Source organism: Nocardia altamirensis NBRC 108246 (genome assembly GCF_001612685.1).
Lineage (GTDB): Bacteria > Actinomycetota > Actinomycetes > Mycobacteriales > Mycobacteriaceae > Nocardia > Nocardia altamirensis.
The window spans coordinates 175,841-190,337 of the sequence record NZ_BDAY01000010.1 but is presented as its reverse complement, the minus strand read 5'-3'; the positions used below and the strand labels follow the sequence as shown (position 1 = coordinate 190,337).

General features: G+C 67.3%; 11 protein-coding genes and 1 riboswitch. Of the genes, 8 read left to right on the top strand and 3 right to left on the bottom strand.

Translation table 11 applies throughout. The features are described from left to right. Window positions 1–98 precede the first annotated feature (98 nt). Window positions 99–2,510, top strand: a complete 2,412-nt coding sequence (locus tag NA11_RS07115) for a winged helix-turn-helix domain-containing protein (protein ID WP_069160948.1) — start codon at window positions 99–101, stop codon at window positions 2,508–2,510. 7 nt (window positions 2,511–2,517) lie between these two features. Here the strand turns inward: NA11_RS07115 and NA11_RS07110 are convergent, their stop codons facing one another. The 3 genes from NA11_RS07110 to NA11_RS07100 form a co-directional block, all read right to left on the bottom strand. Next, window positions 2,518–3,399 (bottom strand): nuclease-related domain-containing protein, encoded by an 882-nt coding sequence (locus NA11_RS07110; RefSeq protein ID WP_245745750.1) that lies wholly within the window; start codon window positions 3,397–3,399, stop codon window positions 2,518–2,520. Window positions 3,400–3,566: 167 nt separating this feature from the next. Continuing rightward, window positions 3,567–4,964 (bottom strand): DUF2252 domain-containing protein, encoded by a 1,398-nt coding sequence (locus NA11_RS07105; protein ID WP_069160946.1) that lies wholly within the window; start codon window positions 4,962–4,964, stop codon window positions 3,567–3,569. 85 nt (window positions 4,965–5,049) lie between these two features. Continuing rightward, window positions 5,050–6,753, bottom strand: coding sequence for a GMC oxidoreductase (locus NA11_RS07100; protein ID WP_069160945.1), 1,704 nt, complete (start codon window positions 6,751–6,753; stop codon window positions 5,050–5,052). A gap of 238 nt (window positions 6,754–6,991) precedes the next feature. Here NA11_RS07100 and NA11_RS07095 point away from each other — a divergent pair, with 238 nt between their 5' ends. From NA11_RS07095 to gcvP, 7 genes are all read left to right on the top strand, one after another. Beyond that, window positions 6,992–7,585 (top strand): CDP-alcohol phosphatidyltransferase family protein, encoded by a 594-nt coding sequence (locus tag NA11_RS07095; protein WP_069161010.1) that lies wholly within the window; start codon window positions 6,992–6,994, stop codon window positions 7,583–7,585. 82 nt (window positions 7,586–7,667) lie between these two features. Next, on the top strand, window positions 7,668–8,066 hold the full coding sequence (gcvH, locus tag NA11_RS07090) for a glycine cleavage system protein GcvH (RefSeq protein ID WP_069161009.1): 399 nt from the start codon (window positions 7,668–7,670) through the stop codon (window positions 8,064–8,066). 168 nt (window positions 8,067–8,234) lie between these two features. Further along, the gene (garA, locus tag NA11_RS07085) at window positions 8,235–8,720 is read left to right on the top strand and encodes a glycogen accumulation regulator GarA (RefSeq protein ID WP_069160944.1); all 486 of its coding nucleotides are present in this window, start codon (window positions 8,235–8,237) and stop codon (window positions 8,718–8,720) included. Window positions 8,721–8,820: 100 nt separating this feature from the next. Further along, window positions 8,821–9,612, top strand: coding sequence for a transcriptional regulator FtsR (gene ftsR / locus NA11_RS07080; RefSeq protein WP_141717453.1), 792 nt, complete (start codon window positions 8,821–8,823; stop codon window positions 9,610–9,612). A gap of 319 nt (window positions 9,613–9,931) precedes the next feature. Next, entirely contained in the window at window positions 9,932–10,405 is a 474-nt protein-coding gene (locus NA11_RS07075) for a bifunctional nuclease family protein (protein WP_069160942.1), read from the top strand. A gap of 195 nt (window positions 10,406–10,600) precedes the next feature. After that, window positions 10,601–11,158: a MerR family transcriptional regulator gene (locus NA11_RS07070; protein WP_069160941.1), complete on the top strand. Its 558-nt coding sequence runs from the start codon at window positions 10,601–10,603 to the stop codon at window positions 11,156–11,158. 234 nt (window positions 11,159–11,392) lie between these two features. Further along, window positions 11,393–11,493, top strand: a riboswitch (glycine riboswitch). A gap of 151 nt (window positions 11,494–11,644) precedes the next feature. Beyond that, a complete protein-coding gene (gcvP, locus tag NA11_RS07065; RefSeq protein ID WP_069160940.1) occupies window positions 11,645–14,455 on the top strand; it encodes an aminomethyl-transferring glycine dehydrogenase in 2,811 nt (936 codons plus the stop codon). Window positions 14,456–14,497: the final 42 nt, after the last annotated feature.

The following is a 14,497-nucleotide window of genomic DNA, read 5'->3' as shown; positions in this document are numbered from 1 at the left end:
CACCAATCGGAGATCCGGCTCGGTCGGCCTGGGAGCAACGTGGCTCGGACGCAGTGATGTGCGGTCGTCCGATCCGTGGCAGTGACTGAGAGGTGCCCATGGTGGGCGACAACGTCCAGCCCTCGTTGGCCGGGACATATCGACTTCCGACCATCGTCGGACGCGCCGCCGAACTCGCCGAGCTCGGCAGACTGCTCGACGATCAACGGGTCCGGCTGCTCACGCTCACCGGGACCGCAGGGGTCGGCAAGTCGCGGCTGGCTCGTGCCGCGTTGTCGGACAAGACCTTTCCCGGCTGCCTCGACGCGAAGGTCGAGGTCGGCGACTGCACCGACCGGACCGCCGCATGGAACGCGGTGCTCGAGGCCGCGAGTTACCGGCCGTTGGCGCCGGCGTACCAGCCGCTCGGCCCGGCCGAGGCGCTCGCGGTGCTGGCCGCCCGGATCGGCGGCGGCCGCGCAATCCTGTTGCTGGACAACTGCGATCGGGTGGTCGAACAGATCTCCACCGAGGTGGCATGGCTGCTGGAACGCTGCCCGCAGCTGGTGCTGGTGGCGACCAGTCGCGTCCCGTTCAACCTCTACCGCGAGTGCGTGCTGTGCGTGCGGCCGTTGCGGACCGTCTTCGGTGCAGGCGACTATTTACCCGGCTCCTCGCCCGGCGCGCGACTGCTGCTCGACAGCATCGACAGCCACTATCGCGGCTCGAGTGCGCTGGCCGACCGCCTGGTGATCGACGAAATCGTGTGCGAGCTCGGCGGCGTGCCGCTGGCCATCGAACTGGCGGCAGGGTCGATCGCCAGGGTCGGCCCGGTGCGCACCCTGCACCGGCTCGAGGCGGGCGCCGACCTGCACTCGCCGTCCTTCGTCGATGTGCCTGAGCGGCACCGCACCATGTACGGTGCGGTCGAGTGGGGTCTACACGGTCTCGCCCCCGAGCTGCTGGACCTGATGCTCCGGCTTTCGCTGTACGAGTCCATGCTCGATACCGAAATCGCCTGCCTCGCAGCCGGAGCCACCGAAGAGGAGGCCACGGCCAGGCTGGGCGAGCTTGTGCACCGCAGCCTGCTCGACCATGTCGCCAGCGGACCGAGCGGCCACGGCTACCGGCTGTTCGCTCCCGTGCGAGCCTATTGCCGCCGGATGCTCAGTGCGGATCCGGTGCGCGCCACGGTGATTCGCGAGGATCACGTCGACCGGCTGTGTCAGCTCGCCGAAACCATCGGGCCGCTGTTCGATCAGCATGCGCACCGCGGTGCGGCGCTGGCGGCCGCGGGCAAGCGGATCGTGGATTTCCTTGCCGCACTGCACTATCTGATCGAGACCGGGCAGCCGGAGCGGGCCGTCCGGCTGGCCGCCCAGCTGGAGTCGGCGTGGATTCAGCACGGCTATCAGGCCGAGCTGGAGTCCGTGCTCGCCAAGGCGCTGGAGATGAGCGATCGCGGCACGCTGGCGCCCGGCGTGACCGCGCCGCTGTGCCTCGAGGTGCTCGGTCTGTGGGCCGGGCGGTCGGGCAGGCTGCGCCGTGCGGTCGACCTGTTGTCGAATGCCGTTGCCGCATACCGCCGGTTCGACCGGCCGGTGGATGCCGCGCGGGCGGCCGTGCCGCTGGCTGTAGCGTTGATCGCCATCGGGGACCACGCCGCTGCCGCGGAGCTCTTGCGCATCGCGAGCCGCCGAGCCGCCGAGCTCGGCGGCCCGTGGCCGATGCGCATCGAGATGTCCAAGGCGCTGCTCGGGTTCCCGGTGCCGCCGGTCCGGGATGCCAAGACCTGGACGACGATGCGGGACGAGGTGCGGCAGCTGGACAGCACCGCGCGGCTCATCGGCCTGAACACGTTGGCGCGCACCCAGATCGGCCCGCTCACCGCCGACCGAGCCCAGTCGCTGTACCGGGAGAACCTGGCCGACGACGATGTGGCGACCCACGTGCTGCAGACGATCATCGCGGTGGAGGGTTGCGCGCTGGCCTACGACGCGGCGGGGGTGGAGTACGCCGAATACGCGCTGACGCTGATGCTGGCCGCGCGCAGGCTCCGCGGCGCGCACGGCATTCCGCAACTCGGGCCGGGGGATCCGGCGCCGCGCGAATCCGAGCACCGGAATGCTGTGGGGGAGAACAAGTTCCGAGATATCCAACGGCTGGCGGGGGAGATGTCGCTGACGGACGTGATCAGCTACGCCCGCACCGCGCCGACGCTGCCCGACCCCGACGCCTCGCCGCTGGCCGCGCTCACCAACCGCCAGCGCGAGATCGCCGAGCTGGTGGCGACCGGGATGACCAACCGGAAGATCGCCACCCAGTTGGGCATCTCGGAATGGACCGTCGTCAACCATGTGCGCCAGGTGATGTCGAAGCTGGACTGTCCGTCCCGGCTGCATGTCGCCCTGGTGGTGGAACGGTACGCGCAGCCAGGTCCCGACGGCGCGAGCAAGCCGGAGCCGGTGACCGACGACCTGACGCAGGCCGCGCTCCCGCAGGCGCGAATCACCGTGATGCGCAGGGGATGAGCGGCGATCAGGGCCCGTAGGTCAGGATCGCGCTGATCACGAACCACAGTATCCAGGCGAACGCGATGAACATGCCGAGTGCCAGGGTGATCCGCATGAAGGCGCGGCCGAAGTCCATGTCGCGGGTTTCCCGCGGATACAGCTTCCACGGGCTGTACCAAGGCGTCTCGATCGCGTAGACCGGCCGCTGCGCATCCCGCTCGGCCTGCGCCAACTCTTCGGCGTACGCCTCGGCCTGCGCCTGGTTGGGGCCGCCGTGCCACAGCGTGATGTCGATCGGGCCGAGGAAGCCCTCGTTGAGCAGTTCCTGCGGGGCGGGTAGGTAGGGCAGGATGCCGAGGCCGCGGAACGCGACCGCGACGTCGTTGGCCGTCCACAGGTGCTTTTCCTGCTCCGCGAGCGACTCGAAGTAGTGCTTCAGCCTGCTGGGGTCGTCGCCGAGGATCACGTCGAAGCTCGGGTCGCTCCAGGCCTGCTGGATCTTCAACTCGGCGCCGCGCAGCGGCACCACCAGGGCGAGGCCGTGCACCGCGCGCTGGCCGAGCCCGCGTGCGGCGAGCCAGTTCTGCAGTGCGAAGGTGTGTTCGCGGGACTTCTCCAGCGGGGTGCGCCGATCGCGCCCTTCCATCGCGGCAGGGTCGCCGTTGATCGTCCACTGGCCGTTGAGCGGGATCTCCAGCACGCCGTCCTGCCTGGCCACCAGCGCCTCGGCCTCGATCACCACGCAGCTGGTCGGCGTCCACACCACCGCGTCGAACTGATGCAGCCGATCCTTGTGGAAGAGACTGCAATTGATCGTGGCGACACCGTGCGGGCTGCCGGGATCCTTCCAGGTGCGCAGCCAATCGATCAGCGCCCGCTCGGCATTGGTGCCTGCGGCATTCTGCACTCGCACGAGCATTGGCGACCCGCCCTTCACGTCGACACTCGACAACTCAGGATACGAGGTGTGCGGCCGAGTTCGTCGCGCCCGTGGCAACTGTCGGCGTGTTGATCAGGTCTACGCAGGCCCGGGTAGGGCGCTCGAAGGACGACAGCCGACCGGAGCGGGCGCGCTCAGTCCGGCTGTTCGGCCGCGATCTTGCCCGCCTGCACCGCCTTGACCAGGACCGCATGGTCGGATTCGGTGCGGTCGGCATAGCGGACGGCAAAGTTCGCCACCGCGTTGTCGAAGCGCTCGTCGTCGCCGAGGTAGCCCGCGAGCAGGCGGGGGTCCAACGAGCGCGAGTGCGCACGCGCCAGCAGCGCGCCGGCGAGCCTGCCGTAGTCGTCGAGGTCGGCCGCGGAGAGTCCGGCGGGATCGATGCTGCCCTTGAGATTGCGGAATTGCCGCACGATGAACGGCAATTCGGTGCCGTCACCTGCGATGTCCACGCTCGTCCAGCCGAGCAGGATGTCGGTCTCGGACTGAACCAGCCTGGCGCCCTGCACGATTCGCTCACCTTCGTGGCGCACCGGCGGCGCGGGCAGGTACGGGCGCAGTGCGGACGGATTGGCCTGTTTGATCTGCAGCACCAGGTTCTCGCCCTCGTTGCCGTGCAACAGCGCGACATAGGTGCGCAGGCCGACGCTGCCGGTGCCGACGATGCGAAAAGCGACATCGGACACCGCGAATCGGTTCAACAGGCCGCGCCGCGACTCGCGCAGAGTATCGGCATAGCGGCCGAGGCCGTCCACGATCGCTGCCTCGACGCGGTCGTCGACCGGCGTGAGAATCGGTGGGTCGCTGACGAATCGGTGTTGGCGGATGTCGGTCTCGTGATCGTCGAGGTGTTCGGTCCATTTGGCGACGACCTTGGCGCTGGTGTTCTTGCGCGCCTTCTTCGCGGCCTTCTTGAAGTCGTCGATCAGATCGTGGGCAGCGGCCTTGCTCAGCACCGACTCGTCGGGCAGCGCGCTCCACGATTCCAGGAACGGCTGCTCGGCGAGCCTGCCTGCGGCGAGCCGGTAGGTGCGGGCGGCATCGTGGGCCGCCCTGCGGCAATCGTCCTCGTCCGCACCGCTTTCCCGGCCTGCCAGCACCAGGCTGGCCGCGAGCCGGTCCAGATCCCACTCCCACGGGCCGACGATGGTTTCGTCGAAATCGTTGATGTCCATGATGATTTCGCCGCGCGGCGTGCCGTACAGGCCGAAATTGGCGGCATGCGCGTCGCCGCAGAGCTGGGCGGTGAGCCCGGTGTCGGGTCCGCCTGCGAGATCGGCGGCCATCAGGCCCGCCGCGCCGCGGTAGAAGGTGAACGGCGAGGCCATCATCCGGCCTACCCGCATCGGAAGCAGATGTGGCAACCGACCCGCGCTGCTCGCCTCGATGAACGCGAGCACGTCGGGGCGACGTGCGCCCTCGGCCGCCCGATCCCGGGCGTCGAGCGGAACTCGTTCGCGCAATTCCTGACCACGCGCCCGCACCTGCGCGGACGGAACGTAGGTGCGGAGGTCGATACCACTGTCTGACACAACAACCGACGCTAGCGGTTTCCGGCCCCCGCGGTGGTGTCGATTCCGCCACGTTCGCGGGGGCACGGATATACCGCTTGGCCTTTCAGTTGGCGGGCACGGGTGGCACGGCGGGCGTGACCGGCGTGATCGGCAGCCGCAGCGCGCCCGACGCGGCATCGGGCACGGCGGGCTGCCGCGGCGCGACCGGGGTGATGCGCTGATACGCGGTGCCGAGCTCTGGACGCGGGTCGGCCTCGTTCTTGTTGGGCCAGAACGCCATTGCCCGTTCGGCCTGCGCGGTGATGGTGAGCGACGGATTGACGCCGAGGTTGGCGGTCACCGCCGAGCCGTCCGCCACATGCAGGCCAGGGTGGCCGTACACCCGCTGGTACGGGTCGACCACGCCGGTGTCGGAGGTATCGCCGATCACGCAGCCGCCGATGTAGTGCGCGGTTGCCGGGATGTTGAACACGTCCATCACCAGCCCCTGCACATCGCCGTTCACCTTCTCGCCGAACCGGCGCCCGATGTCGTGCGCCAGCGGAATCCAGGTCGGATTCGGTTCTCCGCTGCCCTGTTTCGTCTTGAGCAGCCCGCGCCGCCGGAACGAGGTCAGCGAATTGTCCAGCGACTGCATGACGAGCAGGATCACCGACTTCTCCGAGGCGTGCCTGGCGTTGAGGCTGCGCAGGAAGACCATGGGGTGCAACACCATCGCAAGCAGGAAGCGCAGGAACCGGAACGCGCCGCCGTCGATGATCGGCGCGGACAGCGGGAACAGCGCGTTCTGCCCCTTGCCGTAGTGGCAGACCTCGATGTGGGTGTCGTCGGCCGGGTGGATCGAGGAGGTGATCGCGATGCCCTCGGCGAAATCGCGGCGCGAGCGGCTCACCACATTGAGGATTGCCTCGGAGTTGCTGCGGGTCAGCTCGCCGAGCCGGGGCGAGAGCTGAGGCAGCACCTTCTCGTCGCGCATCTTGTGCAGCAGCTTCTGGGTGCCGAGCGCGGCGCCGGCGAACACCACCTGTTCGGCGGTGAAGGTCCGGCGCTGCTTACGAATCCAGCGGTCCGAGCGCTCGGTGTCGACGGCATAGCCACCGTCGGGCAGCGGGCGCACTACGGTGGCGGTTGTCAGCGGATGCACCTCGGCGCCTGCCTGTTCGGCCAGGTAGAGGTAGTTCGTGGTGGTCGTGTTCTTGGCGTTGTTCGGGCAGCCGGTGAAGCATCGCGCGCAGTGCACGCAGCCGCGCCTGCGCGGGCCGACACCGCCGAAGTACGGGTCGTCGACCTCGGTGCCAGGGTCGCTCTCGTTGAAGAACACACCGACATTGGTCGGATGGAAGGTGTGCGCGACGCCGAGATCGTCGGCGATCTCCTTGATCACGTCGTCGGCCGGGGTCATCCTCGGGTTCGGCGCAACGCCGAGCATCCGCTGCGCCTGGTCGTAGTACGGCGCGAGCTCGGCCCGCCAGTCGGTGATGTGCGCCCACTGCTTGTCGGTGTAGAAGTCGGGCAGCGGCTCGTAGAGAGTATTGCCGTAGATCAGCGACCCGCCGCCGACGCCCGCGCCGGAGAACACCGCGCACTTGCCGAGGATGCTGATCCGTTGCGGGCCGGTCAGGCCGAGGCGAGGCGCCCAGATCGATTTGCGCACATTCCAATTCGTGTTCGGAATGGTGTCGGCGTCCCAGCGTCTGCCCGCCTCGAGCACTCCGACCCGATATCCCTTCTCGGTCAGCCGAAGCGCGCTCACGCTACCGCCGAATCCGGAACCGATCACCACCACGTCGTAGTCGAATGTGGGCATGACTTCCTCTCATCACCGGCCACCAGGGCTGACGGCACCGACAGTGAGATGATTTCATACTCATTCTGTCAGGTCGATGGTGTGGCTCAGGCCATCGTCGCACGCTGATATCGAGCGCGAATATAGAAAAAAGGCCGCGTCTGGATGGCGTCGACCGGGGTCGGTGCGGTAAGCACGGGGCGTGACAACCGAATCGGGCACGACGGAACCGGAGGAGCGCGCCGAGACCGACGGCGCGCTGGGCGGCGTCTTCGCCGACCGCATCCTCACCGTCCCGAATGTCCTGAGTGTCGTTCGCCTGCTCGGCGTTCCGCTGTTGGTGTGGTTGCTGCTGGTGCGGCACGCCGACGGCTGGGCGTTCACCCTGCTGATCCTCAGCGGCGTCACCGACTTCCTCGACGGCAAGCTGGCCAGGCTGCTCGATCAGTCCTCGCGCCTCGGCGCCCTGCTCGACCCGTTCGTGGACCGGCTGTATCTGGTGACCACGGTGGCGGCCTTCTTGATTCGCGGCATCATCCCGTGGTGGGTGGTGGCGATCCTGCTCGGTCGCGAACTGGTGCTGACGCTGACGCTCGTCATCTACAAGCGCCGCGACCTGCCGCCGCCCGATGTCATCTATCTGGGCAAGGCCGCCACCTTCGCGTTGATGTCCGCATTGCCCTGGTTGCTCGCCGGAGAAATGGACTGGCCGCTCGATGGTTTCGGACGGGCCTTCGGCGGGGCACTACTGGTCTGGGGTACGACGGTGTATGTATGGACCGGCGTGCTCTACACCGGTAAAGCCATCGCGATCGCGCGGACGATACCGGCTGTGCCACACCGGTCCGCGTAGTCGGCAGCGTCGGGTCGAACGATCGTCCGAACCTCGCATAGAGTTGCGCCCACACGATCACAACGGAAAGGACGGACGGCCTGTGACCCAGACCCCCGAGGATCTGCGCTACACCGAAGAGCACGAGTGGGTGAAGCGGATTGCCCCCACCCGGGTTCGGGTCGGCATCACCGATTACGCCCAGTCTCAACTGGGTGACGTTGTGTTCGTGCAGCTGCCCGAAGTCGACAAGGACGTCGCGGTCGAGGAGAGCATCGCGGAGGTCGAATCGACCAAGAGCGTGTCCGACATCTACGCGCCGATCGCGGCGAAAGTTGTTGCGGTGAACGAGGAATTGGTGCAGCAGCCGGAGACGCTGAACACCGACCCGTACGGTGACGGATGGCTGTTCGAGTTGGAGGTCGCTGACGCCGCAGGCCTCGACGCGACACTCGGTGAACTGCTGGATTCGGCAGGTTATCAAGGAGTTATCGGGGGCTGAATCAGCCTTCCCGGTTCTACCTGCACGGGCACGCCCTGGCAGGGTACGGTCAATGCCAACAGATGCACCGGCAGTTCTTGCCGGAAGTCTAGGGACTCGACGGCAGGTCGTGGTGCCACAGGTATCACCTGCTTGCATGGATAATCAGGTTCGAGGAGGAGAGAAACGGTGAGCGAGAACAATGACCCGGGTTACGGGGAGAGCGCGGCCGAGACGACGTCGGTCTTCCGCGCGGATTTCCTGAACGAGGTCGACGCGTCGCGCTCCGGAGAGCCGACCGGTGAACAGCCGGTCCAAGGGGTCGAGGGTCTGCCCGTTGGTGCGGCCCTCCTGGTCGTCAAGCGTGGCCCGAACGCGGGCTCGCGGTTCCTGCTGGATCAGCCGACCACGTCGGCCGGCCGCCATCCCGACAGTGACATCTTTCTCGACGACGTCACCGTCAGCCGTCGGCACGCCGAGTTCCGTCAGGACGACGATTCGTTCCAGGTGGTCGATGTCGGCAGCCTGAACGGCACCTATGTGAATCGGGAGCCGGTGGACTCCTCGGAACTCCAGAACGGCGACGAGGTACAGATCGGCAAGTTCCGCCTGGTGTTCCTCACCGGGCCGCGGGCACAGGTGAGCGATTCGTCTGCGGGTGCGGGAAGTCTATGAGCACGCGACGCTGGGTCTTCGCGCAAAGTGAAGGGCTCGGGGTCAGTGGCATGACGGATTCGGCGCTGTGACCGGCGCGGCGCAGTGGGCACGCGGAGGCATGTCGATCGGCTCCGTGCTCGACCTGTTGCGTCCAGACTTTCCGGACATCACCATCTCCAAGATCCGCTTCCTGGAAGCGGAGGGCCTGATCCGGCCGGAGCGCACGCCCTCGGGCTATCGCAGATTCTCCGTCGCCGACTGTGAACGGCTCCGGTTCGTGCTGACCGCGCAACGCGATCAGTACTTGCCGCTCAAGGTGATCAAGGAACAACTCGAAGCGATCGACAGCGGTGCGGCGACGCTCGGGGTGCGGGAAGCCCGCGCCCGAGCGCACGCCGACCGTCCCGGTGGCTCGGAGTCGGTAACCGACTCCGAGCACCAAGCCGCGCCCGGCGGGAACAGAAACGGCGCCGCCGCGCCGAGGAGGCTCGGCGTGGTGCCCAGCGAAATTTCCCCCGACGATCTGCGTTTCGATCACGAAATCCGGCTCACCCGCGCGGATTTGCTCGCCAAGGCCGAGATCGATGACGCCTTCCTCAACGACCTGATCCGGGCCAATCTCATCACCCCCGGCGCCGCAGGCTTTTTCGACGGCGACGCGGTGACGCTGGCCAAGACCGCCAAGGCGATGGCCGAATTCGGTTTGGAGGCACGGCATCTGCGTGCGTTCAAGCTGGCCGCGGACCGGGAGGCCGCGCTGGTCGCGCAGATCGCCGCCCCGATCGCGAAGAGCAGGGACGCGGGGGCGCGTGCCAGGGCCGAGGAAACGGTGCGCGAGTTGGCGGCGCTGTCCCTGACACTGCATGCGTGTCTGGTGAAGTCGTCGGTGCGGACGTCGCTGGGCGGCTGAGCATCCCGCCGAATAACCGGTCTGCAATCCCCGTCATGTTTCGGTCGTCCAACACGCCGATTTCGGCTGTGCACACCGATCGCTGCACCTGCCCGCGTTCGCCTAGACTCGTGGTACGGCGAGCTCTGCAGCAGTCATGCCGGGCGGCCGGCGAGTATGGGAGGCAGTGCGATGAGTGAGCGTAGCGAGCGAACCATGTCACAGCGTGCATCGCGCATGCCGAGGTCGAGTGAGGCGCAGGCATGAGCGAACGAAGTGAGCGAATCATGTCACAGCGTGCTTCGCACATGACGGAGCTGAGCGCCAGCGAGGCGGAGTCATGAGTGAGATGCGTGTGATTGGTATTCGTGTCGAGCAGCCGCAGAACCAGCCCGTGCTGCTGCTTCGCGAGGTGTCGGGGGACAGGTATCTACCGATCTGGATCGGGCAGGCCGAGGCCACCGCGATCGTGTTGGAACAAGAGGGGGTCACGCCGATCCGGCCGCTGACCCACGATCTGATCAAGATCCTGATCACCGAGCTCGGGCACACTTTGAAGGAAGTGCGCATCGTCGACCTGCAGGAAGGCACCTTCTACGCGGATCTGGTCTTCGAGAACGATCTGCACATCTCGGCGCGGCCGTCGGATTCGGTAGCGATCGCCTTGCGGGTGGGTTGCCCGATCTACGCCGAGGAGCCGGTGCTCGAGGAAGCCGGGCTCGTCATGCCGGACGAGCGCGAGGACGAGGTCGAAAAGTTCAAGGAGTTCCTGGAATCGGTCTCGCCCGACGATTTCAAAGCCACCGACAGCTGAAGTAGAGGTCGAGACTTTACCCGCGCGTCGCGTTTGGCCCGACGATGGTGCTCCCCTGACAATCAGGGGGAGTAATCTCGATAGTTGGGCCACGTCCGTTTTGGCCAGGTTGCAGTGTAAGTAGAACCGCAGTAGGTCGAAACGGAGCCGGGTCATCGATGAGGGCTAGCCGTCGGCGAAGCAAGGGAGTGGTCAGTGGCAGAGCAATCGCAGGATGTGGTACAGCCAGGCCTGTTCCCGGACGACTCGGTTCCTGACGATCTAGTCGGCTACCGAGTACCAAGCGCATGCCAGGTGGCCGGGATCACCTACCGGCAGCTCGACTACTGGGCACGCACCGGATTGGTGGTGCCTTCCATCCGCAGCGCGGCAGGCTCGGGGAGCCAGCGGCTGTATTCCTTCAAAGACATTCTCGTCCTCAAGATCGTGAAGCGGCTCCTGGATGCGGGCATCTCGCTGCAGAACATCCGGATCGCCGTCGACCATCTGCGCAGCCGAGGCGTCCAGGATCTCGCGGGCATCACGCTGTTCTCCGACGGCACCTCGGTGTACGAGTGCACCTCGGCTGAGGAGGTAGTTGATTTACTGCAGGGCGGGCAGGGCGTCTTCGGTATCGCCGTCAGCGGTGCCATGCGTGAACTCACCGGCGCCATCGCCAACTTCCCGGCAGAACGCGCGTCCGCGGTGACCGAGCGGCCGGAGGACGAGCTGTCCTACCGGCGCAAGGCACGGATGAACCGCAAGACCGGTTAATAGTCAGACCAACCACCACGGCACCCCGCCTCCCCGTCACAGAGGGTAGCGGGGTGTTGTGCTTTGTGGCACTTGGTTTTCACCATCACACATGATGTTAGGTAGATATGCGCATCAAACGATGCATCTCTCCACAGGCGAGTTCGCGACGAACCCCACGTGACCAGCGCGACACAGCCAGGAGGGGACCAGTGCCGCGTTCGGGCGTGGCGTCGGCATAAACTGGTGGCGCGCCAACGCCGTGCGGGAGAGTCCCGGGTTCGACCAGAGTCCGGGCGCCGAAGGAGCAGCACCTCCCCGTCAATCTCTCAGGCACAAGGGACCGTGCGGGCTTGGGCGCCTCTGGAAAGCGGTGGCTTCGAGCTGCCCGCCCATGGGGAAAGGGATGTCGATCGACACCCGAATCTCTCAGGCGCCCACGACAGAGGGGGAGGGCTGGTACCTGTCGACACCCGCGTCGACCCGCCCGACCCATGGGAGCTTGCCGTGACTCGTTCATTTGCCGATCGTCATATCGGACCAGATCGGGACGAACTCGCCCGGATCTTGGACGTCGTCGGCGTCGGCTCGCTCGACGAGCTCGCCACGAAGGCCCTGCCCGCCACCATCCTGGACGGGACCGGCCTCGCCGGATTGCCGCCTGCGGCAACCGAACACGAGGTGCTCGCCGAGCTTGCCGCGCTCGCGCACTCGAACACGGTGGCCACCTCGATGATCGGGCTCGGCTACTACGACACGTTGACGCCGCCGGTGCTGGTGCGCAACCTGCTGGAGAACCCGGCCTGGTACACCGCGTACACGCCGTACCAGCCGGAGATCAGCCAGGGCAGGCTCGAGGCGCTGCTCAACTTCCAGACCATGGTGTCGGAGCTGACCGGGATGGACGTGGCCAACGCGTCGATGCTGGACGAGGCCACCGCCGCGGCCGAGGCGATGACGCTGCTGCAGCGGGCGAGCCGGTCCAAGTCGAACCGGCTTGTGCTCGACACCGACCTGTTCCCGCAGACCAAGACGGTGCTCACCACCCGCGCGCAGCCGCTCGGCATCGAGCTGGTCACGGCGGATCTGTCCGCGGGCGAATTGCCGGACGGTGAATTCTTCGGTGTGCTCGTGCAGGCGCCCGGCGCCTCCGGCCGGGTAGTGGACTGGACGTCGCTGATCTCCGCGGCGCACGAGCGCGGCGCGTTGGTCGCGGTGGGCGCGGACCTGCTGGCGATGACGCTGATCGCCTCGCCGGGCGATCAGGGCGCGGACGTGTGCTTCGGCACCAGCCAGCGTTTCGGTGTGCCACTGGGCTTCGGTGGCCCGCACGCCGGGTATCTGGCAGTGCGCACGGCGTATGCCAGGCAGCTGCCGGGCCGCCTGGTCGGCGTCTCGGTGGACGCGGACGGCGACGTCGCCTACCGGCTCGCGCTGCAGACCCGCGAGCAGCACATCCGTCGGGAGAAGGCCACCTCCAACATCTGTACCGCCCAGGTGCTGCTCGCCATCGTCGCGGCGATGTACGCGAGCTACCACGGTGCCGACGGGCTGCGGGCGATCGCGCGCCGGGTGCACGGGCATGCCGCCGCGATCGCGGCGGGGCTCGACGGTGCGGTGGTGCACGACACCTTCTTCGACACGGTGCTCGCACACGTGCCCGGTGGCGCGGAAGCCGTTGTCGCCAAGGCGAAGTCGAGTGGCATCAACCTGCGTCTGGTCGACGCCGATCATGTCGGCATCGCGTGCGACGAGGCGACCACCACCGCGCACGTCGCCGCAGTGCTCGAATCCTTCGGCACCACATTGTCTTCCGAACAGCCCGAGGCTGCCCCGGTCGCCGCGATCGAGAACCGCACCTCCGGGTTCCTCGAGCACTCGGCATTTACCAAGTACCACACCGAGACCGCCATGCTGCGTTACCTGCGGTCGCTGTCCGACAAGGACATTGCGTTGGACCGCAGCATGATTCCGCTCGGCTCCTGCACCATGAAGCTCAACGCGACCGCAGAGATGGAAGCCATCACCTGGCCGGGCTTCGCCCGCGTGCACCCGTACGCGCCGGAGGCGGACGCGCCGGGCATCCTGCAGGTGATCACGGATCTGGAGCAGTGGCTTTCGGACATCACCGGGTACGACTCGGTGAGCCTGCAGCCGAACGCGGGCAGCCAGGGTGAGTACGCGGGCCTGCTGGCGATCCGGCGCTATCACCTGGATCGCGGTGACACGCACCGGGATACCTGCCTGATCCCGTCCAGCGCGCACGGCACCAACGCTGCCTCGGCGGCGATGGCCGGGCTGCGCGTCGAGGTGGTCAAGTGCCGCGACAACGGCGACGTCGACCTGGACGACCTGCGCGCCAAGATCGCCGACCACGCCGACCGGCTGGCCTGCATCATGATCACCTACCCGTCCACGCACGGCGTGTACGAGCACGAGGTGGCCGAGCTGTGCGCGCTGGTGCACGACGCGGGCGGCCAGGTGTACGTCGACGGCGCGAACCTGAATGCCCTTGTCGGGCTTGCCCGTCCGGGCCGGTTCGGCGGCGACGTCAGCCACCTGAACCTGCACAAGACCTTCTGCATCCCGCACGGCGGCGGTGGACCCGGTGTCGGCCCGGTGGCGGTGCGGTCGCACCTGGCGCCGTACCTGCCCGGCGATCCGCTGGAGATCGACTCGCACGCGGTGTCGGCGGCCAAGTACGGTTCCGCGTCGATCCTGCCGATCACCTGGGCCTACATCCGGATGATGGGTGCGGACGGCCTGCGCGGCGCGACGCTGACCGCGATCGCCTCGGCGAACTACATCGCGCGCAAGCTCGACGAGTACTTCCCGGTGCTCTACACCGGCGAGCACGGCATGGTCGCGCACGAGTGCATCCTCGATCTGCGGGAGATCACCAAGCAGACCGGCGTCACCGTCGACGATGTGGCGAAGCGGCTCGCGGACTACGGTTTCCACGCGCCGACGATGAGCTTCCCGGTGGCCGGCACGCTGATGGTCGAGCCGACCGAGAGCGAAAACCTGGCGGAACTCGACGATTTCATCGAGGCGATGATCGCGATCCGTAAGGAGATCGATCAGGTCGCCGCCGGCGTCTGGCCGGTGACGGACAACCCGCTGCGCGGGGCGCCGCACACCGCGGCCTGCCTGGTCGGCGAGTGGGAGCACCCGTACAGCCGCGAGACCGCGGTCTACCCGCGGGGTCTCGGGCATGCGCGGCCGAAGGTGTGGCCGCCGGTGCGTCGCATCGACGGTGCCTATGGCGACCGGAACCTGGTCTGCTCGTGCCCGCCGCTCGAGGCGTACGCCGACTGAGCGCTACCGGCTGAGTGCGGAAAACACTCGGCGCTGAAGAGA